Annotated in this window: 21 protein-coding genes; 11 read left to right on the forward strand and 10 right to left on the reverse strand. The window is 74.1% G+C overall.

Going from position 1 to position 23848, the window contains the following annotated elements; all coding sequences use genetic code 11:
- Position 1: 1 nt before the first annotated feature.
- From QQX10_RS00455 to QQX10_RS00470, 4 genes are all read right to left on the reverse strand, one after another.
- Positions 2-1732, reverse strand: a complete 1731-nt coding sequence (locus tag QQX10_RS00455) for an AMP-binding protein (RefSeq protein WP_301144214.1) — start codon at positions 1730-1732, stop codon at positions 2-4.
- 64 nt (positions 1733-1796) lie between these two features.
- A complete protein-coding gene (locus QQX10_RS00460; RefSeq protein ID WP_301144215.1) occupies positions 1797-2660 on the reverse strand; it encodes a MaoC family dehydratase in 864 nt (287 codons plus the stop codon).
- A complete protein-coding gene (locus QQX10_RS00465) occupies positions 2660-4006 on the reverse strand; it encodes a 3-oxoacyl-ACP reductase (protein WP_301144216.1) in 1347 nt (448 codons plus the stop codon). The genes QQX10_RS00460 and QQX10_RS00465 overlap by 1 nt, the downstream gene beginning before the upstream one ends.
- Complete coding sequence (locus QQX10_RS00470; RefSeq protein WP_301144217.1) at positions 4006-5274, reverse strand: acetyl-CoA C-acetyltransferase; 1269 nt, start codon at positions 5272-5274, stop codon at positions 4006-4008. The genes QQX10_RS00465 and QQX10_RS00470 overlap by 1 nt, the downstream gene beginning before the upstream one ends.
- Positions 5275-5354: 80 nt before the next feature.
- Between QQX10_RS00470 and QQX10_RS00475 the strand changes: the two genes are divergently transcribed.
- The 5 genes from QQX10_RS00475 (at position 5355) to QQX10_RS00495 (ending at position 11568) form a co-directional block, all read left to right on the forward strand.
- Positions 5355-5996: a TetR/AcrR family transcriptional regulator gene (locus QQX10_RS00475; protein WP_301144218.1), complete on the forward strand. Its 642-nt coding sequence runs from the start codon at positions 5355-5357 to the stop codon at positions 5994-5996.
- 39 nt (positions 5997-6035) lie between these two features.
- Positions 6036-7985, forward strand: a complete 1950-nt coding sequence (locus tag QQX10_RS00480; RefSeq protein ID WP_301144219.1) for an acyl-CoA dehydrogenase family protein — start codon at positions 6036-6038, stop codon at positions 7983-7985.
- A gap of 46 nt (positions 7986-8031) precedes the next feature.
- Entirely contained in the window at positions 8032-8931 is a 900-nt protein-coding gene (locus QQX10_RS00485) for an NUDIX domain-containing protein (protein ID WP_301144220.1), read from the forward strand.
- A 78-nt stretch (positions 8932-9009) separates the two neighbouring features.
- Entirely contained in the window at positions 9010-10257 is a 1248-nt protein-coding gene (locus QQX10_RS00490; protein ID WP_301144221.1) for an MFS transporter, read from the forward strand.
- Between the two features lie 36 nt (positions 10258-10293).
- Positions 10294-11568 (forward strand): DUF2254 domain-containing protein, encoded by a 1275-nt coding sequence (locus QQX10_RS00495; protein ID WP_301144222.1) that lies wholly within the window; start codon positions 10294-10296, stop codon positions 11566-11568.
- Here the strand turns inward: QQX10_RS00495 and QQX10_RS00500 are convergent.
- The gene (locus QQX10_RS00500; protein ID WP_301144223.1) at positions 11556-12185 is read right to left on the reverse strand and encodes an alpha/beta hydrolase; all 630 of its coding nucleotides are present in this window, start codon (positions 12183-12185) and stop codon (positions 11556-11558) included. The two genes, QQX10_RS00495 and QQX10_RS00500, sit on opposite strands and share 13 nt — an antisense overlap.
- Positions 12186-12261: 76 nt before the next feature.
- Between QQX10_RS00500 and QQX10_RS00505 the strand changes: the two genes are divergently transcribed.
- Positions 12262-12471, forward strand: coding sequence for a hypothetical protein (locus QQX10_RS00505; protein WP_301144224.1), 210 nt, complete (start codon positions 12262-12264; stop codon positions 12469-12471).
- A gap of 9 nt (positions 12472-12480) precedes the next feature.
- On the opposite strand, the gene QQX10_RS00510 is transcribed toward QQX10_RS00505, so the two are convergent.
- A complete protein-coding gene (locus QQX10_RS00510) occupies positions 12481-13413 on the reverse strand; it encodes an aldo/keto reductase (RefSeq protein WP_301144225.1) in 933 nt (310 codons plus the stop codon).
- A 52-nt stretch (positions 13414-13465) separates the two neighbouring features.
- Positions 13466-14185, reverse strand: coding sequence for a gamma-glutamyl-gamma-aminobutyrate hydrolase family protein (locus tag QQX10_RS00515; RefSeq protein ID WP_301144226.1), 720 nt, complete (start codon positions 14183-14185; stop codon positions 13466-13468).
- Between the two features lie 41 nt (positions 14186-14226).
- On the opposite strand from QQX10_RS00515, the gene QQX10_RS00520 reads away from it, so the two are divergent.
- From QQX10_RS00520 to QQX10_RS00530, 3 genes are all read left to right on the forward strand, one after another.
- A complete protein-coding gene (locus QQX10_RS00520) occupies positions 14227-15081 on the forward strand; it encodes an HAD family hydrolase (protein ID WP_301144227.1) in 855 nt (284 codons plus the stop codon).
- 24 nt (positions 15082-15105) lie between these two features.
- Complete coding sequence (locus QQX10_RS00525) at positions 15106-15582, forward strand: hypothetical protein (RefSeq protein ID WP_301144228.1); 477 nt, start codon at positions 15106-15108, stop codon at positions 15580-15582.
- A gap of 118 nt (positions 15583-15700) precedes the next feature.
- On the forward strand, positions 15701-16129 hold the full coding sequence (locus tag QQX10_RS00530; protein WP_301144229.1) for an OsmC family peroxiredoxin: 429 nt from the start codon (positions 15701-15703) through the stop codon (positions 16127-16129).
- A gap of 4 nt (positions 16130-16133) precedes the next feature.
- Here the strand turns inward: QQX10_RS00530 and QQX10_RS00535 are convergent, their stop codons facing one another.
- Entirely contained in the window at positions 16134-17549 is a 1416-nt protein-coding gene (locus QQX10_RS00535) for an amidohydrolase (RefSeq protein WP_301144231.1), read from the reverse strand.
- A 69-nt stretch (positions 17550-17618) separates the two neighbouring features.
- Here QQX10_RS00535 and QQX10_RS00540 point away from each other — a divergent pair, with 69 nt between their 5' ends.
- Positions 17619-18416: an EI24 domain-containing protein gene (locus QQX10_RS00540; protein WP_301144232.1), complete on the forward strand. Its 798-nt coding sequence runs from the start codon at positions 17619-17621 to the stop codon at positions 18414-18416.
- Between the two features lies 1 nt (position 18417).
- Here QQX10_RS00540 and QQX10_RS00545 read toward each other — a convergent pair whose 3' ends face one another.
- Positions 18418-19299: a LysR family transcriptional regulator gene (locus QQX10_RS00545; RefSeq protein WP_301144233.1), complete on the reverse strand. Its 882-nt coding sequence runs from the start codon at positions 19297-19299 to the stop codon at positions 18418-18420.
- 94 nt (positions 19300-19393) lie between these two features.
- On the opposite strand from QQX10_RS00545, the gene QQX10_RS00550 reads away from it, so the two are divergent.
- The gene (locus QQX10_RS00550) at positions 19394-22777 is read left to right on the forward strand and encodes a bifunctional proline dehydrogenase/L-glutamate gamma-semialdehyde dehydrogenase (RefSeq protein ID WP_301144236.1); all 3384 of its coding nucleotides are present in this window, start codon (positions 19394-19396) and stop codon (positions 22775-22777) included.
- On the opposite strand, the gene QQX10_RS00555 is transcribed toward QQX10_RS00550, so the two are convergent.
- Complete coding sequence (locus tag QQX10_RS00555; RefSeq protein ID WP_301144237.1) at positions 22740-23846, reverse strand: FAD-dependent oxidoreductase; 1107 nt, start codon at positions 23844-23846, stop codon at positions 22740-22742. The two genes, QQX10_RS00550 and QQX10_RS00555, sit on opposite strands and share 38 nt — an antisense overlap.
- Between the last annotated feature and the right edge of the window lie 2 nt (positions 23847-23848).

The following is a 23848-nucleotide window of genomic DNA, read 5'->3' on the forward strand; positions in this document are numbered from 1 at the left end:
GTCAGGCGGAGCCGCGCTCCGCCTCCATCTCCCGCAGCGCGCGGCGCAGCACCTTGCCGACGTTGGTCTTCGGGAGCTCGTCGATGAACTCGATCTCCTTGGGCCGCTTGTACCCCGTCAGCCGCTCCTTGAGGAAGACGCGCAGCTCCGCCTCGGTGAGCGAGTCGTCGCGCCGCACCACGAAGAGCTTGGGCACCTCGCCGGAGTGCTCGTTGGGGATCGGGATGGCGCCCGCCTCCGCGACCTTCGGGTGCAGCATCGCCGCGTCCTCGATCTCGCCGGGGTACACGTTGAACCCGCCGCAGACGATGATCTCCTTCTTGCGGTCGACGATCCGGAAGAACCCGTCCTCGTCCTCGACGGCGACGTCGCCCGTGAGGAGCCAGCCGTCGTCGGTGATCACGCGCCTCGACTCCTCGGGCTGATTCCAGTAGCCCATCATGACCTGGGGGCCGCGCACGGCGAGCTCGCCGGCGGTTCCCAGGGGCACGGGCGCACCCTCGTCGTCGACGATCCGCACGTCGGTGGACGGCAGCGGCACGCCGATGGTGCCGATCCGCGCGGGGTGGTGCGTCGGGTTGACCGAGACCACGGGGGACGCCTCGGTGAGGCCGTAGCCCTCGATGATGTCGTTGCCCGTGACGTTGCGCCAGCGCTCCGCCACGGACGAGCGCACCGCCATGCCGCCGGCGACGGTGAGCTGGAGCTTGTCGAAGTCGAGCGCGCGGAACGCGCCGTTGTCCAGCAGCGCGCCCGCGAGAGTGCTCACCAGGATCAGCCCGTCCGGCCTTGACGTGTCCAGCTCCTTGACGAAGGCGGGGATGTCGCGCGGGTTGGTGATCAGCACATTGTGGGCGCCGAACCGGAAGAACCCGAGGCAGTTCACGGTCAGCGAGAACACGTGGTAGAGCGGGAGCGCGGCGATGATCACCGACTGGCGCTCCTCGCCGAGCGTGGCCCGGATCTGGCCCATGAACTGCTCCTGGTTGGCCAGGAGGTTGCCGTGGGTGAGCACCGCGGCCTTCGCGCCGCCCGTGGTGCCGCCGGTGTACTGGAGGAAGGCGACGTCGTCGAGGCCGAGCCCCGGGTCGGCCCAGGTCTCCTTCGCGCCGCGGGCGAGGGCGTCGCGGAAGGGGATCTCGCGGGGAAGGTGGTACCGCGGCACCATCTTCTTCACCTTGCCGGCGACGAAGTTGACGATCTGACGCTTGGGTGCGGGCAGCAGGTCGCCGACCTGGGTGACGATCACGTGCTCGATGGTCGTCGCGGGAAGCACCTGCTCGACCTTGTCGGCGAAGTTGGCCAGCACCACGATCGCCTTGGGCGCGGCGTCGCGGAACACCCCCTCCATCTCGCGGACCGTGTACAGGGGGTTCGCGTTCACGACCACCAGCCCCGCGCGGAGCGCGCCGAAGAGGGCGACCGGGTACTGCAGCAGGTTCGGCATCTGCAGCACGATCCGGTCGCCGCGGGCGAGGCCGAGGTCACGCTGGAGGAAGGCGGCGAAGCGGGTGGCGAGCGCGTCGACCTCGGCGAAGCTGAGCGTGCCGCCGAGGTTGGAGAACGCCGTGCGATCGCCGTACTCGGCGGCCGCGTTGGCGACGAGCTCCGGGAGCGAGCGCGCCGCCGGCGGGGTGATGACACGGCCGACGCCGGGGGAGTAGAAGCGGTACCACGGGCGGTCGTCGCCGCCGACGGGGTCCATGCCGCTCGGGGTGTAGTGCGGGTGCATCTTCACATCCTCGTTGATGGTCGATGGGGGACGGGGGAGGGCGCGCGGCGCCTCGGGGACGAGCCTAGGCCCGGGCGCGCTCCGTGGAGGACACCGACATCAGCAGGTGCGGCTTCGCGCCGTCGCGGGACGTCACCGCGACGCTGTGCACGCCGTCCGCGAGCGCCGCGTGGAATCCGACCGAGCCGGGCAGCAGCACCGGCTTGGTGAAGGCCACGTCGGTGCGGTACGCCTCGGGCAGCCGGCCGTCGAGGGCCGCGAGCGCGCGCGCATGCGTCCACATGCCGTGGATGATCGGACGGGGGAAACCGAAGGCGCGCGCCGCGAGTCGCGACGTGTGGATCGGGTTGGGATCGCCCGAGACGCGTCGGTAGTCCCGTCCGAGGCCGGCGGGCAGGCGCCAACGCGCGTGCGGCACTACAGCCGTGAAGGGCTCGCGCGGGAGCTCGACGGGCTCGCCGGGAACCTCCATGCCGGAGGCCAGGTAGGTGCTGACCCCCTCCCAGACCGTCTCGCCGGCGACGCGGATCGTGCCCACGAGGTCCAGCAGCGCCCCGCGCTGATGCGGTCGCAGGCCGCGCGCGGCCACCTCGATCGCCAGCTCCTCGCGCACCGAGACGGGGCGGCGCAGGGTCATGGAGTTGGACACGTGGACGGCGCCGACGAGCCGCACGGAGGACCGGCGGTCGCCGAGCAGGTGCACGTGGAGCGGGAAGGTGAGCACGTGAAGCCAGGTCGGCGGCACGGTGTCGCGCAACGGGAAGCCGCAGACCCGCGCGTAGTCGGCGAGCCGCGCGGCGTCCTGCCGGTATCCCTCCAGCCGCACCGGATCCTCGGGCAGACGCGCGCCTCGCGCGCGTGCCGGAACCATCGCCCGAGCGAAGGCGGCGCCCATGCCGGGGGCCTCGGACAGCACCTCCACGGCCATCAGGCGCCCACCAGGTTCTGCCCGCAGACGCGGATGACCTGGCCCGTGACGCCCTGGGCGCCGGGGGAGAGCAGGTAGGCGATGGTCTCCGCGACGTCCACGGGCTGGCCGCCCTGGCTCAGGGAGTTGCTGCGCCGGAACACCTCGCGCTGGATGAAGGGGATGCGCGCGGTCATGTCCGTCTCGATGAAACCGGGTGCGACGGCGTTGGCGGTGATGGCCCGCGCCGCGAGATCCGGGGCCATCGCCTCGACAAGGCCCGCGACCCCGGCCTTGGAGGCGGCGTAGTTGGTCTGCCCCTTGTTGCCCGCGAGGCCGGACGTGGACGCGACGCCCACGATGCGCCCGCCGTCGGCGATGCCGCCGGGGGTCGCCGGGTCGAGCAGCACGGCGTTGATGCGCATCTCGGCGGCGAGGTTGACCTCCAGGACGGACCGCCATCGATCGGCGTCGGTGTTGGCGAGCAGCTTGTCCCGCGTGATGCCGGCGTTGTGGACGATCCCGTGGAGCCGCGCCCCGCGCCCGGCGACATGGGCCGCGATCCTGGCGCCCGCATCGTCCGCCGTGATGTCGAGCTGCAGCGCGGTGCCCGCGATCTCGTTCGCCACCTGGGCGAGCGCCTCGCCCGCGGCCGGGATGTCCACGGCCACCACGTCGGCGCCGTCACGGGCCAGGGTGCGCGCGATCGCGGCGCCGATGCCGCGGGCCGCGCCCGTCACGACCACCGTGCGGCCGTCGAGGGGCCGGTCGGACGGGCGCTCCTCCGCGAGCCCCGCCGCCTGCACCGTCCATGCCTGGCCGTCCACGAAGGCGGACCGCCCCTCGAGGACGAACGCGAGGGTGGTCGCGAGGTCGCCCGGCCCGGCGTCGGCGCCCGCGAGGATCAACGTGGCGGTGGCCCCCTTGCGCAGCTCCTTCCCGACCGTGCGGGTGATGCCGTCGAGGGCTCGCGTCACGGCGCGCCGTTCCCAATCGCCGGTGGCCGGTCGGGCGAGCAGGATCACGCGACCCGACGGCTCGAGCGAGCGCACCGCGGGGCGGAGGACCGCGCGGATGGTCTCGAGCTGATCGACGCGCTCAAGGTCCGTGGCGTCGATGACCACGGCGCCGATCGGGGCGCCGTAGCCGGGTGCGGCGGAGCCGTCGTCGGTCACGGGGGCCTCCACCGGGAGACCCAGGAGACGCAGGGTGCGGGCCGCGAGGGTCGAGTCGCCCAGCGAGGCGTGCACGATCGGTCCCGCGGGGAGCCGGCGCCCGCGGCGCAGGCGCGGCGGCTCGTGGACCCCCGCCTTCCGCGCCACCGCCTTGCCGACCGGGGTGCCGTAGATACGCTCGAGCGTCGACATCACATGCCCTCCAGGATCGCCACGACGCCCTGCCCACCGGCGGCGCAGATCGAGATGAGGCCCCGCGAGCCCGGACCGCGCTCGTGGAGCAGCTTCGCGAGGGTCGGGACGATGCGCGCCCCGGTCGCAGCGAACGGGTGACCGGCCGCGAGGGACGAGCCCGTCACGTTGAGACGGTCGTCCGGGATGGTGCCGATCGGCCCGTCGAGGCCGAGCGCGGCGCAGTGCTCCGGATCGGCCCATGCCTTCCGCGTCGCCGCCACCGTGGAGGCGAAGGCCTCGTGGATCTCGACCAGGTCCATGTCGGCGATGCCGAGGCCCTGCCGCGCGAGCAGCCGGCCCGTCGCGGCGACCGGGCCCAGGAGGAGGTCGTCGCCGCCGGGGTGATCCACCGACGCGACCTCCGCGTCCACCACCTTGGCGAGGATGGGCAGGTGATGCTCCCGCGCCCAGTCCTCGGAGGCGAGCAGGACCGCGGCGGCGCCGTCGGACAGCGCGGTCGAGTTGCCTGCGGTCATCGACCCCTCGGGCCCGCCGAAGGCGGGGCGCAGGGTCGCGAGCTTCTCGACGGTGGTGTCGGGACGCAGGATCGCGTCCCGCGTCACGCCGAGGTACGGCGTCACCAGGTCGTCGAAGAAGCCTCGGTCCCATGCGGCGGCGAGGCTGCGGTGCGAGTCCGCGGCGATCCGGTCCTGCTCCTCCCGCGTCACGCCCCAGCGCTCGGTGGTGAGGGCCTGGTGCTCGCCCATCGACAGCCCCGTGCGGGGCTCGGCGACCCCGGGGGCGAGGGGGGCGAGGTGGCTCGGGCGGATGCGGGCGAGCACCTTGATGCGCTCCGCAGCGCTCCGGGCGCGGCTCGCCCGGGCGAGGATCCGCCGCAGCGGCTCGCTGACGGTGACGGGGGCGTTCGACGCGGAGTCGACGCCGGCCGCGATGCCCGCGTCGATCTGACCCAGACGGATCTTGTTGGCGATGTACACGGTAGCCTCGAGGCCCGTGCCGCAGGCCTGCTGGAGGTCGCACGCGGGCGTGTCGGGGGCGAGGGAGGTGCCCAGCACCGCCTCGCGGGTGAGGTTGAAGTCGCGCGGGTGCTTCAGCACCGCGCCGCCCGCTACCTCGCCCATGCGCGCGCCCGCGAGTCCGTGGCGCGCGATCAGCCCGTCGAGCGCGGCAATGAGAAGATCCTGGTTGGAGGCCTCCGCGAGGGGTCCGCCGACCTTGGCGAACGGCGTGCGGTTTCCTCCGACCACCACAGCGGTGTGGTGCATGGTGCCTCCGGGTTCCTGTCGTGGGGGACTATCCGATACGGACAGTAGCAGATACCGCGAGTACTGGGTACTGTGGTGCCATGACCACCGCAGACGGGCGCGACACCCGTTGGGAGCAGCACCGTCAGGACCGACGGCGCGAGCTCGTGTCGCATGCTCTCCGGGCGATCCGCGTGCATGGCGCGCGGGTCGGCATGGATGAGATCGCCGCCCGCGCGGGCACGTCGAAGACGGTGATCTACCGGCACTTCGGCGACCGCGCAGGGCTCTACGACGCCGTCGTCGAGTCGGTCCACGCGTACATCCATGCAGGCCTGACACGCACGCTGCAGGACAGCGCGGACGGCGACCTGGGCCACCTGATCCACGACCTCGCCGACGCGTACCTGGCGCTGGTCGAGCGCGATCCGCAGATCTACCGCTTCGTGCTCGAGCGCCCGGTGGCCACGGCCGACCACCCTGGCGACCCGGCGGGATCCCTGCCGTCGCTCATCGGGGACCACGTCGGCCAGGCCATCGCGGCCCACCTCACCGCGACCGGTCGAGACGCGTCCTGCGCCGGGACCTGGGGCCACGGCATCGTCGGGTTCGTCCGCGCGGCGGCCGACCGCTGGATGGCCGGCGATCCGCGGGCTCCCCGCGGCCAGGTGGTCGCCGAGATCGACGCCCTGCTCGCCGGCGCGCTCGCCGACGCCCGTCCACCCGCCCCGCTCGGGGCCTGATCCCTACCCACCCCGACCACCCCCTACCGAGGAGCAACGATGACGTTGACCCACGAGACCCCGTCGCCCATCGCCGAGGAGCAGCTGACCGTGCTGGGCGCCCGCCTCCGCGCGGCCCTCGACGGGCCCTTCGCCGCCGAGAGGGCGGTGGGCCGTGCGACCTTCCCAGCCGACGGGATGCACCTGGACCCCGCCGTCGGGATGGAGGATGCGCGCGAGTGGACGCTCGCCCGGCTCATCGAGCTCGAACGCCGGGGCTTCGGCCACTCGGGCGTCCCCGACGGTGCGAACGCGGTGTCCGACCCGCTCACCGCGGTCACCACCTTCGAGATGCTCGCGCATGGCGACCTGTCCGTCACCATCAAGTCCGGGGTCCAGTTCGGGCTGTTCGGCGGGGCGGTCACCAACCTCGGGACGGAGTGGCACCACCGCACGTTCCTCCCCGGCATCACCGACCTGACGCTGCTGGGCGCCTTCGCGATGACCGAGCTGGGCCACGGCTCCGACGTCCAGCACCTCGAGACGACGCTCACGTACGTGCGGGAGACGGACGAGATCGAGATCCACTCGCCCACACCGAGCGCGCGCAAGGCGTACCTGGGCAACGCTGCGAGGCACGGCACCATGGCCGCCGTCTTCGGCCAGCTCGTGGTCGACGGCGAGCAGCACGGGATCCACGTGGTGCTGGTCCCGATCAGGGACGACCATGGCGTCGACCTGCCCGGCGTCACCACCGGCGACCACGGGCACAAGGGCGGCCTGCTCGGGGTGGACAACGGCACGCTTCAGTTCGACCGGGTCCGCGTGCCGCGCCGGATGCTGCTCGACCGCTACGGCGGGGTCACCGACGAGGGCGTGTACACGTCGCCCATCTCCAGCACCAGCAAGCGCTTCTTCACCATGCTGGGGACGCTGGTGCGCGGTCGCGTCTGCATCGGCGGCGGCGCGGGCATCACGGCCCGACGCGCGCTCTCCATCGCGGTGCGGCACGGGCTCCGCCGCCGCCAGTTCCCGGCGGCGGGCCGGCCGGAGGGCGTGCTGCTGCTCGACTACCTGACGCACCAGCGTCGCCTCCTGCCCAGGGTCGCGGAGGCCTATGCGTACGGGTTCGCGCAGAACGAGCTGGTCGAGCTGCTCGTGAAGGTCCAGGGCCCGGCCGACCACACGGAGGCGGACCAGCGCGAGCTCGAGACCCGCGCCGCCGGGCTCAAGGCGCAGACCACGTGGTTCGCGAACGCCACGGTGCAGGAGGCGCGGGAGGCCTGCGGCGGCTTCGGCTACATGAGCGAGAACCGGCTCACCCAGCTCCGCGGCGACGTCGACATCTTCGCGACCTTCGAGGGTGACAACACGGTCCTCATGCAGCTGGTGGCGAAGGCCCTGCTGACCGGGGTCAAGGAGTCGTGGAGCGCGCTCGACCGTTCCGGTGTGGTGCAGGCCACCACCCGCATGATCGGCGAGGCCATGGTGGAGCGGACCGCGGCGAACGTGATCGTCGAGCGCGTGGCCGACGGGGCGCGCAGGCGTCCCGAGGAGACCACGCTCGTGGACCGTGGCTGGCACGCCCTCATGTTCGAGGAGCGCGCACGGCACTCGCTCGACTCCCTGGCGCGTCGGATGCGCGCGGCCTCGAAGAGCGGCGGCGACCAGTTCGAGGCGTTCAACCGGCTGGGCGGGCACGTGCAGTTCGCCGCGCGGGCGCACGTGCAGCGCCAGGTGCTCGGCGCCTTCATCACCGCCCTCGAGCAGGACCTGGACGCTCAGACGCGCGAGGTGCTGGAGAGGCTCTGCAGCCTGTATGCCCTCGCCTCGATCCACGAGGACCGCGCCTGGTTCGTCGAGCATCACCGCATGTCGCTCGGACGCAGCAAGGCGCTGGGCGATCAGATCGACGCGCTGTGCCGCGAGCTCCGCCCCCACGCGCTGCCGCTCGTCGAGGGCCTGGGCGTCCCCGAGGCGTGGCTGGGGACGGCGTTCCTCGAGGACTGACGCGTGGCCGCGGGCCCGGCCTCCCTGGGTGTGCGAGGCTGGGCCCGTGCCCTTCGACCCCCACGCGCCCCGGGATCCCGGCGACGCCTGGGCCGAGGCGCCGGACGGCACGCGCTACTGGGGCCGCTTCGGAGCCGCGGGGCTGGTCGCCCACGACCCGGACCGCGGCGTCCTCCTGCAGCATCGCGCGCTGTGGAGCCACCACGGGGGCACCTGGGGCATCCCGGGAGGCGCCCGCCACGCGGGCGAGGCTGCGGTGCCGGGGGCCCTCCGCGAGGCGTGGGAGGAGGCCTCGGTACCGCCCGGGTCGCTGCGCGTCGCGGCGACCTCGACCCTCGAGCTGGGCTTCTGGTCGTACACCACCGTGGTCGCGCGCGTGACCACGCCGTTCGAGCCGCACGCCACCGACGACGAGAGCCAGGAGCTCGCCTGGATCCCCGTGGACCAGGTCGCCTCCCTCGAGCTCCATCCCGGCTTCGGCGCCGCATGGCCCCGCCTGCACGGGATGCTCGGGCTCGCGCCGGCCGTGGTGGTCGACGCCGCGAACGTCGTCGGCTCCGTTCCCGACGGATGGTGGCGCGATCGCCGCGGCGCCGCCGAGCGGCTCGCCGGCCGGGTGGCCGAGTGGGCGGCCGCGGGCATCGACGCGGGAGCGCTCGACCTCCCGGAGGGGCGATGGTTCCCTCGCGTCGAGCTCGTCGTCGAGGGCCGGGCGCGGGGCGCGCGAGCGGACGGCGTCGACGTCCATGACGCTCCCGGCGAGGGGGACGATGCGGTGGTCTCGCGGGTGGAGGCACGCCACGCCGCGGGGGAGCGCGTGACGGTGGTCACCTCCGATCGTGGCCTCGCCGCGCGGGTCGGCCCGTTCGCGGACGTCCGCGGGGCGCGGTGGCTGCTCGACCAGCTCCGTCCCGGAGCGGGCGAGGGGCGCGCGCCCGCGGAATAGGATGCGGGCGTCGCGACGTTCCGGTCGCGACAACCGCGAGCTCGACGGGGAGCGCCGCCCGAGAAGAACGGTGCCCCTGTGTCAGACCTCAGCCCCGCGCGCACGCGCCTGGCGCTGCTCGCGCTCGCCCTCGGCGGATTCGCGATCGGTGCGACCGAGTTCGTCGCGATGGGCCTTCTGCCCGAGATCGCGCGCGACCTGCTCCCGGACCTCGCGGGCGAGGAGCCCGAGGCGGCGATCGCGCGCGCGGGCCTGCTCATCTCCGCCTACGCGGCGGGGGTCGTGGTGGGCGCGCCGACCATCGCCGCGTTCGCGGCACGCCTGCCCCGCACCCGCCTGCTCATGGCCCTGGCGGCCGCGTTCACCCTCGCGACCCTCGCCTCCGCGGTCGCACCCACGTTCGGCACGGTCGTCGCGGCCCGCTTCGTCGCCGGGCTCCCGCACGGGGCGTACTTCGGCGTCGCCGCACTGGTGGCCGCGCAGCTGATGGGTCCCGGCAGGCGCGGCCAGGCCGTCGCCTACGTCCTGTCCGGCCTCGCCATCGCGAACGTGGTCGGGGTGCCCCTCATCACGGCGCTCGGCCAGCAGGCCGGATGGCGCATCGCGTACGTGGTGGTGGCCGCGCTCTTCGGGGCCACGCTGCTCGCCATCGCGCTGCTGGTCCCGCGGGTCCCCGGCGACCCGCAGGCGACCGTGCGGAGCGAGCTGCGCGCGTTCCGACGCCCCGCGGTCTGGCTCGCGCTGGGGACGGGCGCGCTCGGCTTCGGCGGGTTCTTCGCCGTGTACTCGTACATCTCCCCGCTGGCCACCGAGGTCACGGGCACGGCCTCGGGGCTCGTGCCGCTCGTCCTCGTCGTGGTCGGCCTGGGCATGACGGCAGGCAACGCCTGGGGCGGGCGGCTCGCGGACGGCGGCGCCGTGCGCGCCATCTTCATCCTGTTCGCCGCCTTCGCGGGATCGCTCGTCCTGCTGGCGCTGACCGCGTCCCATCCGGCGGGTCTCTTCGTCGGCGGGTTCCTGGTCGGGGGATCCGCCGCGGCGCTGTCGCCCGCGATCCAGACCCGCCTCATGGACGTCGCGGGTGACAGCCAGACCATCGCCGCGGCCGTCAACCATTCGTCGCTGAACCTGGGCAACAGCCTGGGTGCCGCGCTCGGCGGAGCCGTCATCGCGGCCGGCTGGGGCTACGTGGCGCCCACCTGGCTCGGACTCGCGCTCTGCGTGCCGGGCGTGCTGCTCGCGTGGGCGGGGGCTGCGCTGACGGCCCGGTCCGCGCGCCGCGAGGCCCTCCCGTCGACGGCGCGCGTGCCCGTCGGCGCGCGCTGACCGCCCGTCCTCGCACCACCGGGCATGATGGCGGGGATGAGGGAGGCCTCGATGGAGCGGACCTGGGTCATGGCGCTGCGGCGTCTGTCGCGCCGGATGTGGGGACGGCTGACGCTGCAGTCGCTCGCCGCGGTCGCCTTCGTGATCGTCGCGGGCGCTGTCGGACAGCGCGCCCCGGAGCTGGCGGGCATCGACCTGGGCCAGGACTCGGTGACCACGATCCTCTCGGTGCTCGCGTCGTCGATGCTCGCCGTGACCACCTTCTCGCTCACCGCGCTGATCTCCGCGTACTCGTCTGCCGCCCGGGCCGCCACTCCGCGCGCGACGCGTCTGCTGATCGAGGACCCGACCTCGCAGAACGCCCTCGCGGGCTTCCTCGGCGCGTTCGTGTTCGCCATCGCCGGGATCGTGGCCCTCGCCAGCGGTTATGTCGCGGAGCGCGGGAAGATGCTGGTCTTCATCGGCTCGCTGCTCGTGATCGCGTGGGTCGTGGTCACGCTCGTGCGATGGATCGAGCACCTCACCAGGTTCGGCCGGATGGCCGACATCCTCGATCGCGTCGAGGATGCCGCGGCGGACACCCTGCGCGCGCATGCCCGCCGCCCTCACCTCGGAGGAGAGCCCCCGAGCGACCCCGCCGGACCCGTGGTGGCCGTGGGCGCCGAGCGCACGGGATTCCTCACGGTGGTCGCGATGGACCGGCTCGCGGCGGCCGCGAAGGAGCACGGGCTGCGCATCCACGCCCGTGTGGTGCCGGGCGACGACGTGCGCCCCGGCGACACCCTCGCGCTCGTCGAGGGTGGCCCGGGCGAGGCCGCACGGACTGCGGTGCGTGACGCCTTCCTCGTCGAACGTCACCGCACCTACGAGCAGGATCCGCGGCTCGGGGTCGTCGCCCTCGCCGAGATCGCGAGCCGCGCGCTGTCGCCGTCGACCAACGACCAGGGAACCGCGATCGAGGTGCTCGGGGCCCTGCAACGGGTCCTCGCCGACGTGCAGGGTGTGCCCGAGGAGCGGGAGGTCTCCCATCCGGGGGTCCACATGGCTCGCGTCGAGCTCAGCGACCTCCTGGTGGACGGATTCCGACCGATCGCGCGGGACGGTGCCGGTGTGGTCGAGGTCGGCGTGCGCCTCCAGCACGCGCTCGCCGGACTCGCGCACGCGGCGCCCGGAGAGAAGGCCGAGCCGATCCGGGCGATGGCGGAGGAGGCGGCCCGCAGGTCGCTGTCCGCGCTCACCGATCCCGTGGACCGGGACGCGATCGCCGAGGCCGCCGCGGCGCTGCTCGGCGGGCCTCCTCAGGCGAGCTGAGCCGCGAGGAACGCGCGCACGTCGCCCATCTCCTCCTCGTGAACGGCGTGCCCGAGGCCCGGATAGACGTGGCGCGTCGCGACGGTGTGCGCGTCGATCCACCGCGCGGTGCGCGCGACGGCCTCCGGCCAGATCACGGGATCCGCGTCCCCGCGCCCCCAGAACACCGGGGGGCGGGTGCGTGCGAGCGCGGCGTCGGCGGGTTCCTCGCCCTCGTGGACGAACCCGGCGAGCACCACCGGGGCGACCACCCGCTCGGGGCGGGTCCGCAGCAGCTGGAGCGCCATCAGGCCGCCCTGCGAGAAGCCCATCGGCACCACCTGGACGTCGTCGGGCAGGGTCGCCTCGACCCAGTCCCAGACGGCGTCCGCCGCCGACCGGATCGCGGTGACGTCCATGGCCCCGTCGGTGGAGAGCGGGAACCACGCCGCGGCGCCGTAGCCCATCTCGAGGGGCGCCCGCAGCGACGCCCACGGGAGTCCCCGCGGGAGGAACGCGGCGAGGCCAGGCAGGTCGTGCTCGTGCGAGCCGAAACCGTGCAGGAGGAGGGCGACGCGGTCCGGCGACGCGGTCGGGCCGGGCCAGCCGGGGGAGAGGACGGATCTCAGCAGAGGCATGCGCCCAGTATCGCGGTCGTCGGACGTGGCCTCGTGCGCGTGGAAGGATGGCGCCACCGACCGTGGAGGGATCCTCATGACCGACACCGACGCCCACGCCGCCGGCCAGCGAGCCGAGCGGGATCGCATCGTCGCCTATCTCGCGTTCCACGAGGCCAGCGCGCGTGCCAAGGCCGACCAGGCCGAGTCCGACGACTCGCGCGTCTACCAGAGCACCATCGCGAACGCGATGAAGGCGATGGGCGAGGCGATCGCCGGCGACTTCCACTGGAAGGCGCCGCTGTAGGGCGTCCGGTCAGGGCACGGTGTGCCCGGCGGCGCGGAACATCTCGTACCACTCGGACCGCGCGAGGTGGACGTCGGCGCCCTGCGCGGCGGCCACGACGCGCGCGGGGGTCGTGGTGCCCAGCACCACCTGCATCTGCGCGGGGTGGCGGGTCAGCCACGCCACCGCGATCGCCTCGGCCGGCACCTCGTACTTCCAGGCGAGGCGGTCGATCACGGCGTTGAGCTCCGCGTAGTTGGGGTTGCCCAGGAACGGGCCGTCGAAGAAGCGGGACTGGAACGGCGACCAGGCCTGGAGGGTGATGTCGTTCAGGCGGCAGTAGTCGACGATCCCGTTGTCCCGGTCGATCGACTGGTCCAGGTCGCCCATGTTCATGGCGATCCCGCTGGCGATCGACGGGGCGTGCGTCACCGAGAGCTGGATCTGGTTGGCGACCAGCGGCTGGCGCACCGAGCGCTTGAGCAGCTCGATCTGACCAGGGGTGTGGTTCGAGACGCCGAAGTGGAGCACCTTGCCCGCGGCGTGCAGATGGTCGAAGGCGCGCGCGACCTCGTCGGGCTCGACCAGGGCGTCGGGACGATGCAGCAGCAGGATGTCGATGCGGTCGGTGCCGAGCGCCTCGAGCGAGCCCTCGACGGAGTCGACGATGTGGTCGTAGCTGAAGTCGAAGTACGGTCCGGGCTGGCGGATGCCGCACTTGGTCTGGATGGTGAACGCGTCGCGCTCGGACGGGCTCAGCCGCATCGCCTCCGCGAACCGGCGCTCGCACCCGTGGTATGGCGGACCGTAGAGGTCGGCGTGGTCGATGAAGTCGATGCCGACGTCGCGCGCGGCCGCGACGAGCTCGCGCACCTCGTCGTCGCTCTTCTCGACGATCCGCATGAGCCCGAGCACGACGGCGGGCGCGACGATCTCCGTCCCCGGCATGGCGATGGTCTTCATGGTGGTCCTCCTCGACGTCGGCGTCGGCCCGCGACGGGGCCCTGTCCCCAGGCTAGGCCCGCGCGGCGTAGGCGCGTGACGCCTCGACGAACGCCTCCCACAGGCCGAGCTCGCCCGGGTCATGCTCCGGGTGCCACTGGACGGCGACGCAGAAGGCGAGCGACGGGTCCTCGATCGCCTCGATCAGCCCGTCCGCGCTGCGTGCGGACACCACCAGGCCGCGCCCGAGCCGGTCGATCGCCTGGTGATGGTAGACCGGCACGGCGCGCCTGGCGGGGTGGCACCGCGCGAGAAGCGTCCCCGGCTGGACCGACACCTCGACCGGGCGGAACACCGCGTCGCCCCGCTGGTAGCCCGTGTGGCCGACCACGTCGGGCACATGCTGGTGCAGCGTGCCGCCACGGGCGACGTTGAGCAGCTGGGCGCCGCGGCACACGCCGAGCACGGGCATGCCGCGCTCCACGGCCGCCGCGAGCAGGGCGAGCTCCCACGCGTCGCGGTCCGCGCGCGGGGCGTCGGTCTCCGGATGGCGGGCGGCGTCGTAGAGGGCGGGATCGACGTCGTAGCCCCCGGTCAGGTAGAGCCCGTCCATGCGGTCGAGCGCCGCGCCGGCCCGGTCCGGCGCGTCGGGCGGGAGGACGGCGGCGGTGCCGCCCGCGCGACGCAGGGGCGCGAGGTAGGCGTCCGGCAGCCAGACGGCCTCCTGGGTCCAGATGCCGGTCGACGCGACCTCCCTGTACGTGGTGGTCGCGATCATCGGGGGCGTGCTCACGTCGGCAATCTAGCCGGGTCGCGCGGCTAGGCTTGACTGCCGTGAGCACCCCCGACTCGTTCCACGTCCCCGACGGCCCTCACGACATCCGGCTGGTGGTGTGCGACATGGACGGCACCCTGCTGGACGCGGCGAAGCGCATCCCCGACGCCCTATGGCCGCTCGTCGACCACATGCGGGGTCGGGGGATCGTGTTCGCGCCCGCGAGCGGACGCCAGCACGCGACGCTGGCGCGTCAGTTCGAGCGCCTGGGGGAGGGGCTCGTCGTGATCGCGGAGAACGGGTCGTACGTGGCGCGCGGGGGCGTCGAGATATCCTCGTCGCCGCTGCCGGACGGTGTGCTCGGCGACATCGTCGCCGCCGTGCGGGACCACGCCCGGGCGGGTTTCGATGTGGGAACCGTCGTGTGCGGCAAGCGTTCGGCCTACATCGAGCGCGACGATGCGGCGTTCGTGGAGAAGGCGTCGCCGTACTACGCCGCGCTCGAGATCGTGGACGACCTCGCGGCGGTCGACGACGCCATCCTGAAGGTGGCGGTGTACGACTTCGGCAACGCGGCGCATGACACGGCGCCGGTCCTGGAGCGCTTCCAGGGCGACCTCGCCGTGGTCGTGTCGGATCGGCACTGGATCGACATCATGCGCACCGGCGTGCACAAGGGGGTCGCGGTCGCCCGTCTCCAGGAGGCGCTCGGCGTCACCCCGGAGCAGACGGTCGTGTTCGGCGACTACCTCAACGACCTGGAGATGATGGACCGCGGACACCTGTCGTTCGCGATGGCGAACGCGCATCCCGAGGTCGCGCAGCGGGCGCGGTACCGCGCCCCCTCGAACGTCGACGCGGGCGTGATCACCACGCTGCGCCGTCTGCTCGACCACCCGCTGGCATCGTCCTGATACCCCCTGGGGTATAGTCCTGCCATGGACGTCCTCGACGCGCTCCGCGCCTGGCCCGCCCGCCGCTGGATGGTGGCCGCCGCCACCGCCGCCGCCACCTACCTGCTCATCGCCCTCCCGACCGACCTGATCCCCAACCCGGTCTTCGGCAGGGAGATCCCCCCGACCGCGTGGTCGTACTGGGCGCTCGGCCTGTCCGCCGTCCTGTCCGGCCTGGTGACGGCGACCTACGTCGCGACGCCCGACGAGGCGCAGCGTCCGCGCGAGGGACGGCTCGGCATGGCGGGTGCGCTCGTCACGTTCTTCGCGGTGGGCTGCCCGGTGTGCAACAAGCTGGTGCTGCTCGCGCTGGGCTACACCGGCGCGATCCAGTTCTTCGAGCCCATCCAGCCGTACCTCGCCGGCGGCGCGATCGTCCTGCTGGCCTGGGCGTTCGTCGCGAGGGTTCGACGCGAGAGCTCCTGCGTGCTCCCTGAGCGGCCGCTCACACCGGTGCGCTGACCTCCGCGGCGCCGGCACGCACGCCGATGCGGGAATGTTCCGCGCGGCGCTAGCGTGACACCGAGGGCGCGACCGACGCGCCGGCCGCGCGCAGCGGCCCTCACCCGGAGGAGGACTCATGGAGATCGCAAGCAAGGCCGCAGGCGTCTGGAACGGCGGGCTCAGCGACGGAGCCGGCACCGTCGCGCTCGGCTCGGGCAACGGCGAGTTCGCCGTCACCTGGAAGGCGCGGTCCGCGGGGCAGGAGGGCGCGACCACCCCGGAGGAGCTGCTCGCCGCCGCGCACGCGTCCTGCTTCTCGATGGCGCTGTCGCACGCCCTCGAGGGCAACGGCACCCCGCCGGACGCCCTCGAGGTCGGCGCGGAGGTGCGTTTCGAGGCCGGCAAGGGCGTGACGGCGAGCATCCTGACGGTCCGCGGGACCGTGCCGGGCCTCGACCAGGACGCCTTCGCCCGGTTCGCCGACGAGGCGAAGGCCGGATGCCCGGTGTCTCAGGCGCTCGCCGGCGTGCCGATCACCCTGGCGGACGCCACCCTGGTCGGCTGACGAGTCAGCGGGCGTCGTGCACCACGGCGCCCGCGACCGTCGTCAGCGCGACCGGGATCCGCCGCAGCGCGTCGCCGTCGGCCGCCAGCGGGTCCTGGTCGAGCGCGACCAGGTCCGCCGGAGCGCCGGGGGAGAGGTCGTGCCGCGTGGAGGCGGCCAGCGCCTCGACCACCGTGATCGCCTGCTCCGGATGCCAGGGCGCGCGTCCGTCGCGCGTGCGCGCGACCGCCGCGGCGATCGCGATCCACGGGTCCAGCGGCGCGACCGGCGCGTCGGACCCGAGCGCCAGGCGCGCCCCCGCGTCGAGCAGGGAGCGCAGCGCGAACGCGCGGTCGGCCCGATCGCCCCACAACGCGTCGGTCGCGTCGCGGTCGTCGAGCGCGTGCTCCGGCTGCACGCTCGCCACCACGCCGAGCGCGGCGAACCGGGGCAGGTCGTCCTCCGCGAGCAGCTGCGCATGCTCGATGGAGCCGCGCGCACCGGAGGCCGCGAACGCGTCCAGCGCGATCGTGTTCGCCCGATCGCCGATCGCGTGCACCGCCGCGTGGATCCCCCCGGCATGGGCGCGAGACAGCAGCCGCGCCAGCTCCTCGCCGGGGACGTTCTGGATCCCGTGCCCGCCCGCGGGGTAGGGATCACGGCAGTGCGCCGTCAACGTGTTCAGCGAGCCGTCCGTGATGACCTTGAGCGGTCCGTGGACGACCAGCCCCCGGGTGCCGGGCACCCCGAGGCCCGTGGTGGCGCCCTGCGCGATGCGCGAGTCGAGCAGCTCGCGGTAGAAGCCGGCCACGACGCGCAGCGGCGGCGCGCCTGCCTGCACGCGCTCGGTCCAGACCGCGGCGTTGTCCGCCATCTCGAGGTCGACGATGCCGACGAGGCCCCGGGCGTGGGCCGCTGCGATCACCGCCGCGAGCGCCTCCGGCGCGGGCGGGGCCGCGTCGAGCACCCGCTGCGCCGCGAAGGCCTCGTCCTCTCGCAGCACCCCGGCGCGCGGCAGCCCGAGCTCCCGCGCGGCGGCGCTGTTCACCCATGAGGTGTGGAGGTCGCCCGACAGCACCACGGTCGGGGCGGCTCGCGCGGCGTCCAGCCCGTCGAGCGTCGGCGGCTGCTCCCAGGTGGCCCACCGGAAGCCGAAACCGACCAGCAGCCCGTCCGGCGGGGCGAGCGCCACGGACGCGCAGACCTCCTCAGCGGACGACGCGGCCGACACGTCGAGCCGCCCCCAGGTGCGGGCCCACTGGGTGAAGTGCACGTGGCGATCCCACAGTCCCGGCATGACCCACCGGCCCTCGAGGTCCACGACGTGGTCGGCGGGTCGCGCGGGGTCGTCGACCGCGACGATCCGTCCGTCCTCGACGGCGAACGCGACCTCGCCGTCCCTGCCGACCGGACGGGCGCGGGTGAAGGTGATGCGGGTCAAGGGGGCACCTCCGGGACTCACGACGTCACGAAGCGTAGCCCCGCCGGACACTGTCGCTAGCATCGGCGCATGTCCGCTCCCCGGTCCTCCGCGTGGTGGCGCGAGCCCGTCGAGGGCGTGCGCGCGGCGCTCCGAGGGCTCCGTACGTGGGCGACCGATCCCCGCGCGATGCTGCTCGGCGCCGTGCCGGGGTTCGTGTCGCTCGTGGTCCTCGCCTTGGTCGTCGCGGTGGTCGTGTCGCGCGCCGACTGGCTCGGTGACCGGGTGGGCCATGGGATCGGGGGAGACGGCTGGTGGGGCGACCTGCTCGCGATCGCGGCGGCCATCGCGGTGGTGGTCGCGGGCGGGCTGGTCGCGGTGCTCCTGTTCGCGACGCTGACTCTCACGATCGGCCAGCCCTTCTTCGAGGCGATCTCGAGGCGCGTCGACGAGCGGCTCGGAGGGCTGGTCGAGGCGGTCCCCGACGAGCCCTGGACGCGGGCCGCGATCCGGGGCGTCGGGGAGGGCCTCATCACGGTGGCCATCTCGATCGCGGTCTCCCTGGCGCTGTTCGCGGTCGGGCTGATCCCGATCGCCGGCTCGGCGACTGCGTTCGCGCTCGGCGCGCTGATCGGCGGGCGCCTGCTCGCCCTCGAGCTCACGTCGTACCCCCTCGCCCGGCGGGGCGTCGTGAGCAGGCGGGAGCGGATCAGCGCGCTGCGCCCGTACCGGGCCCGCACCGTCGCGTTCGGCGCGGCGGTCTTCCTGCTGTTCCTCATCCCCCTGGGCGCGGTGCTCGCGATGCCCGCCACGATCGCGGGCGCGACCATCCTCGTGCGTGGCGTGACCCCGGGCCCGTCGCTCGAGCCCGAGCGGCCGGACGCGTAGCTCAGCCCGCGACGGCCTCCTCGAGGGCGCGCCGCACGCGGTCCACCGCCCCGTCGTCCGCGGTGGACTCGCGCATCGCGGTGAAGATGGTGCGCAGAGGGGCGCCCGGCAGGGGGTGGGTGTCCTCGAGCAGTCCCGCGTGCTCCGCCATAAGGCCCGGCAGGATCGCGACGGCGAGACCGTCCCGCACCAGCTGCACATGCGCCTGGAGGTCCGGGGTCACGAACCGGATGTCCGGCTCGAACCCGGCGAGACGGCACGTCTGCTCGGCGAAGTGCCGCGTGCCCGTGCCGGCGGGCTCCATCACCCACACCGCGTCGGCCAGCGCCGCGACCGAGGTGGCGGTGACCCACCGGCCCCCGACCGCCAGGCGCAGCTCGTCCCGCGTGAGGTCCCGGCGCACCACGCCCGGGTAGTGCGGGGCGGAGTGGTGCGGGTACTCCTCCGCGACGACGAGGTCGTAGTCCCGCGACCACGTCTCGGCGAGCGCCGCGCCGGGCTCGCTCTCCGTGACCACCGTGCGGATCAAGGGATCGGTCTCGCGCAGCATGGCCACGGCGCGGGGGACGATCGTGAGGGACGCCGACTGGAACGCCGCGACACGTACCGTGCCGGCGGGCGCGGTCCCCGAGCGCAGCTCCGCCTCGGCGATCTCCATCGTGGCGAGCAGCTCTTCCGCGCGGGCGACGAGGCGCTCGCCGGCCGGCGTGAGCCGGAGCCCGCGTCCCGCGCGCATGGTGAGCGGGACGCCCGCCTGGCGCTCGAGCCCGGCGAGCTGCTGGGAGACCGCGGACGGCGTGTAGCCGAGGGCGTCGGCGGCGGCCGCCACGGTCCCGCGCTGGGCGAGCTCCCGGAGCGTGGCGAGGCGGACCAGATCGAGCATGGTGCCAGTGAAGCAGAACTTAACGATGTGCGGAACCAATGTGCGCTGGTGGTTCATCCTGGGCTGTCCCACACTGATGCCGGAAGGGAGCGACATGACCATCGACACGCCCGGCATCGCGACGGAGGCCCCGACGGCCGCGGAGGTCGCCGCCCAGGTCCATGACTGGCTCGCGCGGTCACGCGCGCACCCCATCGACGGCTCGGCGCGGATGCTCGCGCGGCTCCTGGTCGACCCCGGTGGTCTCCCGTTCCTCACGGCGCTCGTGGACGGCGTGGTCCGGCCCGAGGACCGGCGCGTCGCCGCCGCCTCGCTGCGGCGCGTCGTCGGCCGCGACCTGTCCTTCCTCCCCGCGTATCAGCGCGGCCTGCTGGCAGCGGGCTCGACGGCCTCGCGCGTCGTGCCCGGGATCGTCGTGGGCACGGTGAGGCTCGTGGTGCGCCGCATGGTCGGGCACCTGGTGGTCGACGCGACCCCGGCACGGATGGGGCAGGCCCTCGCGCGGCTGCGGCGGGCGGGGAGCCGGCTCAACCTCAACCTCCTGGGCGAGGCGGTGCTCGGCGCGGGCGAGGCGGATCGCAGGCTTCAGCGCACCCTCGCGCTCATCGAGCGGGACGACGTCGACTACGTCTCCCTCAAGGTGTCCGCCGCCGTCGCGCCCCACAACCCGTGGGCGTTCGACCATGCGGTGGAGCAGATCTGCGCGCGCCTCGACCCGTTGTACGCCGCGGCCGCCCGCACCGGCACGTTCGTCAACCTCGACATGGAGGAGTACCGGGACCTGGACCTGACCGTGGCGGTGTTCACCCGGCTGCTCGACGCGCCCCGCCACCGCGAGCTGACCGCGGGAATCGTGCTCCAGGCCTACCTCCCGGACTCCCTCGCCGCGCTCGACGGCCTGACGGCGTGGGCGCAGCGGCGCGTCCGTGACGGCGGCGCCCCCATCAAGGTGAGGCTCGTCAAGGGCGCGAACCTGTCGATGGAGCGCGTCGACGCGGAGCTGCACGGATGGCCGCTGGCCACCTGGGGCTCGAAGGTGGAGTCCGACGCCCACTACAAGCGGCTGCTCGACCGCGCGCTCGTGCGCGAGCGGACCGGGGCGGTGCGCGTCGGCGTCGCCGGCCACAACCTCTTCGACGTGGCGTTCGCGCTGCTGCTCGCGCGCGGCCGCGGCGTGGACGATGCGGTCGACTTCGAGATGCTGCTCGGCATGGGCGAGCATGTGGCCGCCACGGTCGCCGAGGACGTCGGCCCGCTCCGGCTCTACACGCCGGTGGTGCATCCCGCCGAGTTCGACGTCGCCCTCGCCTACCTCGTGCGACGGCTGGAGGAGGTGGCGAGCCGAGAGAACTTCATGTCCTCGCTGTACGACCTCGACCGGGACCCGGACGTGTTCGCCCGCGAGAGGGCGCGCTTCGAGGCGGCGCTCGCGCTGGCGGGCCGGCCCGCGGCAGCCAGCCACCGGCGCCGCGCGGAGGCCGGACCGGCGGGCGGCGCCTTCCGGAACGCCTCCGACACGGACCCGGCCGTGCCCGACGCCCGGAGCTGGGCCGCCGGGGTCCGCCGCCTGGCCCAGGCCGGCGAGCTCGGGCGCGCGACCGTGACGGCCTCACGGGTGGCCGACCCCGCCGCGCTCGACGACCGGCTCGCCACCGCATCCGCCGGGGCCGGTGGCTGGCAGGCGCTCGCCCCGGAGCGGCGCGCCGCGATCCTGCGCGCGGCAGCGGACGCGATGGAGCGCCGCCGCGACGAGCTCATCGCGGTCATGATGAGCGAGGCCGGCAAGACGCTCGACCAGGGCGACCCCGAGGTCTCGGAGGCGATCGACTTCGCGCGCTACTACGCCGACCGGTCCCTCGACCTGGTGAGCCTCGCGGGCGCGAGGCCGGTTCCGCGTGCGGTCACCCTGGTCACCCCGCCGTGGAACTTCCCGGTCGCGATCCCCGCAGGAGGCGTGCTCGCCGCGCTCGCCGCCGGCTCCGCGGTGGTCCTCAAGCCGGCGGAGCAGGCGCCGCGCTGCGCCGCCGTGGTCGCGGAGGCGCTGTGGGAGGGGGGCGTGCCGCGCGACGCGCTCGTGCTGGTCGACCTCGACCCCGACACGCTGGGCGAGAGGCTGGTCGGCGACCCGCGGATCGACCAGGTGATCCTCACCGGCGCCTTCGAGACCGCCGAGCTGTTCCACCGCATCCGCCCGGGCCTGCGGCTCCTCGCGGAGACCTCCGGCAAGAACGCGATCGTGGTGACGCCGAGCGCCGACCTCGATCTGGCCGCGCGCGACGTGGTCGCGTCGGCGTTCGGGCACGCGGGGCAGAAGTGCTCCGCGGCCTCGCTCGCGATCCTCGTGGGGTCCGTCGCGACCTCGGAGCGGTTCCTCGGCCAGCTGGTCGACGCGACCCGCTCGCTCGCGGTCGGGGAGGCGACGGACGCCTCCGCGCAGGTCGGCCCGCTCATCGGGCCGGCGGAGGGCAAGCTGCTGCGGGCGCTCACCTCCCTCGAGCCGGGGGAGCGGTGGCTGGTCGAACCGCGCCGCCTGGACCCCGCGGGCCGCGTCTGGAGCCCGGGCATCCGCACCGGCGTCGAGCCGGGATCCTGGTTCCACCTCACCGAGTGCTTCGGCCCGGTGCTCGGGCTGATCGCCGCTCGGGACCTGGACCACGCCCTCGAGATCCAGAACGCCGTCGACTTCGGGCTGACCGCGGGCCTGCACTCCCTCGACCCGGACGAGATCGCGCGCTGGTCGGGCGCCGTCGAGGCGGGCAACGTCTACGTCGATCGCGGCATCACCGGCGCGATCGTGCAGCGTCAGCCCTTCGGCGGCTGGAAGCGGTCGGTCGTGGGGCCGAGCGCCAAGGCCGGTGGCCCGTCCTACCTGTACGCGCTCACCGGCTGGGAGCGGGTCGCCGATCTGGAGGCGGCGCACGTCGACGATGCGCTGCTGGCCGACGCTGCTCCCTGGGTCCACGCCGCGGTCGTGGCCGACGCGCCCGTCTGGGCGCGCATGGCCGCCCCGGTCGACCGCTCCGGGCTCGCGTGCGAACGCAACGCGCTGCGGCATCGTCCCGTGCCCGCCGAGATCCGCTGGGACGGCGCCGACGTCGACGCGCTGCTCCGGGTGTGCGCCGCCCGCCTCCGGGTGGGCGGGACGGGGGGCGTGTCGATGCCGGTGGCGCCCGATCCCGACCTTCGGGCCCGGCTCGGCTCCGCCGGGCTGGCGGTGGTCGTCGAGGACGAGCCGGCCCTGCTGGCACGGCTGGCCGAGACGCCCGGTGCGCGTGTGCGGAGCGTGGGCCGCCCTCTCGCGCAGACGGCCTCCGTCGCGGTCTACGACGCGCCCGTCACCGCAGCGCCCCAGCTCGAGCTGCTGCCCTTCGCGCGAGAGCAGGCCGTCTCGGTGACCATGCACCGCTTCGGCACCCCGTGGCCCGCCGGCGAGGCGGCGCTCAGGCCTGAGGACCGGCCAGGAGACGTGCGATCGTGAGCGCCGTGACGCGTGCGGCGCGATTCGAGGAGATGGTGCTGGCCTGAGGACCGTACCCGGCGAGGAACAGCCCGGGCTCGTCCGGGACCCGCCCGTCCTCGACCACGATCCCGCCGACCTCGTTGACCACACCGAGCGGCTGGAGGTGGGTGAGGTCGGGACGGAACCCGGTCGCCCAGATGATCGCGTCCAGATCCACGTGCTCGCCGTCGGCGGTGACGGCGCCGGTCGCGTCGAGAGAGGCGAACATCGGCTCACGCCGCAGCCGGTCCTTGCCCTCCAGGCGCCGCACCAGGGGCGAGCGGGGCAGCCCCGTCACCGCCACGATCGACGGCAGCGGCCTGCCTGCGCGCGCCGCCTCGTCCTGGATGCCGACCGCGATGCGTCCGCGCTCCGCGGTGAGCTCCTCCTCCTCGTCGTGGAACAGCGGCACCCGCCGCGTGTACCAGTGGAGGTCCTGGGCGACGTCGCCCACCTCGTCGAGGAACGTGAGGGCGGAGGTCCCGCCGCCGACCACGGCGACCCGGAGTCCGACGAAGGGCGCCGGGTCCGTGTAGTCCGCGGTGGTGATCTGGAGGCCCGAGAACTCCTCCCGGCCGTCGACCAGGGGCAGCCGGGGACGGTTCCACGTGCCGGTCGCGGACACCACCACACGCGCCCGCACGGCGGTGACCGGGGAGCCGGGCGCGCACTCCACCACATAGCCGTCCCCGTCCCGACGCACCGCCGTGACGCGGGCGGGCCGGACCACGCGGAGATCGTGGTGATCCTCGTACGCGCCGTAGTACTCGGCGACGAGCTCCCGCGCCGGCCGGTGCGGATCCGCCTCGGTGAAGGTCAGCCCCGTGTCGGTCATCCCGGGAAGGTCGTGGAGCCGATGCGTGCCCCCCAGGGTGAGCCCGGGCCACCGATGCCGCCATGCACCGCCCGCGCCGGGGTTCGCGTCGAGGACGAGCAGGTCGTCACCGGGCGTCAGGCCCCGACGGCGCAGATGGTAGGCGACGGCGAGCCCGGCCTGCCCCGCGCCGATCACGACCACGGCGGCGTGGGTCGGGATGTGCTCGGGCATGG

Source organism: Demequina lignilytica (assembly GCF_030418305.1).
Lineage (GTDB): Bacteria > Actinomycetota > Actinomycetes > Actinomycetales > Demequinaceae > Demequina > Demequina lignilytica.

Bases quoted from the DNA above. Each gene is read 5' to 3' on its own strand.
- QQX10_RS00455 (WP_301144214.1), bottom strand. From the start codon at position 1,732: ATGCACCCGCACTACACCCCGAGCGGCATGGACCCCGTCGGCGGCGAC.
- QQX10_RS00460 (WP_301144215.1), bottom strand. From the start codon at position 2,660: ATGGCCGTGGAGGTGCTGTCCGAGGCCCCCGGCATGGGCGCCGCCTTC.
- QQX10_RS00465 (WP_301144216.1), bottom strand. From the start codon at position 4,006: ATGTCGACGCTCGAGCGTATCTACGGCACCCCGGTCGGCAAGGCGGTG.
- QQX10_RS00470 (WP_301144217.1), bottom strand. From the start codon at position 5,274: ATGCACCACACCGCTGTGGTGGTCGGAGGAAACCGCACGCCGTTCGCC.
- QQX10_RS00475 (WP_301144218.1), top strand. From the start codon at position 5,355: ATGACCACCGCAGACGGGCGCGACACCCGTTGGGAGCAGCACCGTCAG.
- QQX10_RS00480 (WP_301144219.1), top strand. From the start codon at position 6,036: ATGACGTTGACCCACGAGACCCCGTCGCCCATCGCCGAGGAGCAGCTG.
- QQX10_RS00495 (WP_301144222.1), top strand. From the start codon at position 10,294: ATGAGGGAGGCCTCGATGGAGCGGACCTGGGTCATGGCGCTGCGGCGT.
- QQX10_RS00500 (WP_301144223.1), bottom strand. From the start codon at position 12,185: ATGCCTCTGCTGAGATCCGTCCTCTCCCCCGGCTGGCCCGGCCCGACC.
- QQX10_RS00505 (WP_301144224.1), top strand. From the start codon at position 12,262: ATGACCGACACCGACGCCCACGCCGCCGGCCAGCGAGCCGAGCGGGAT.
- QQX10_RS00510 (WP_301144225.1), bottom strand. From the start codon at position 13,413: ATGAAGACCATCGCCATGCCGGGGACGGAGATCGTCGCGCCCGCCGTC.
- QQX10_RS00525 (WP_301144228.1), top strand. From the start codon at position 15,106: ATGGACGTCCTCGACGCGCTCCGCGCCTGGCCCGCCCGCCGCTGGATG.
- QQX10_RS00530 (WP_301144229.1), top strand. From the start codon at position 15,701: ATGGAGATCGCAAGCAAGGCCGCAGGCGTCTGGAACGGCGGGCTCAGC.
- QQX10_RS00540 (WP_301144232.1), top strand. From the start codon at position 17,619: ATGTCCGCTCCCCGGTCCTCCGCGTGGTGGCGCGAGCCCGTCGAGGGC.
- QQX10_RS00545 (WP_301144233.1), bottom strand. From the start codon at position 19,299: ATGCTCGATCTGGTCCGCCTCGCCACGCTCCGGGAGCTCGCCCAGCGC.
- QQX10_RS00550 (WP_301144236.1), top strand. From the start codon at position 19,394: ATGACCATCGACACGCCCGGCATCGCGACGGAGGCCCCGACGGCCGCG.
- QQX10_RS00555 (WP_301144237.1), bottom strand. From the start codon at position 23,846: ATGCCCGAGCACATCCCGACCCACGCCGCCGTGGTCGTGATCGGCGCG.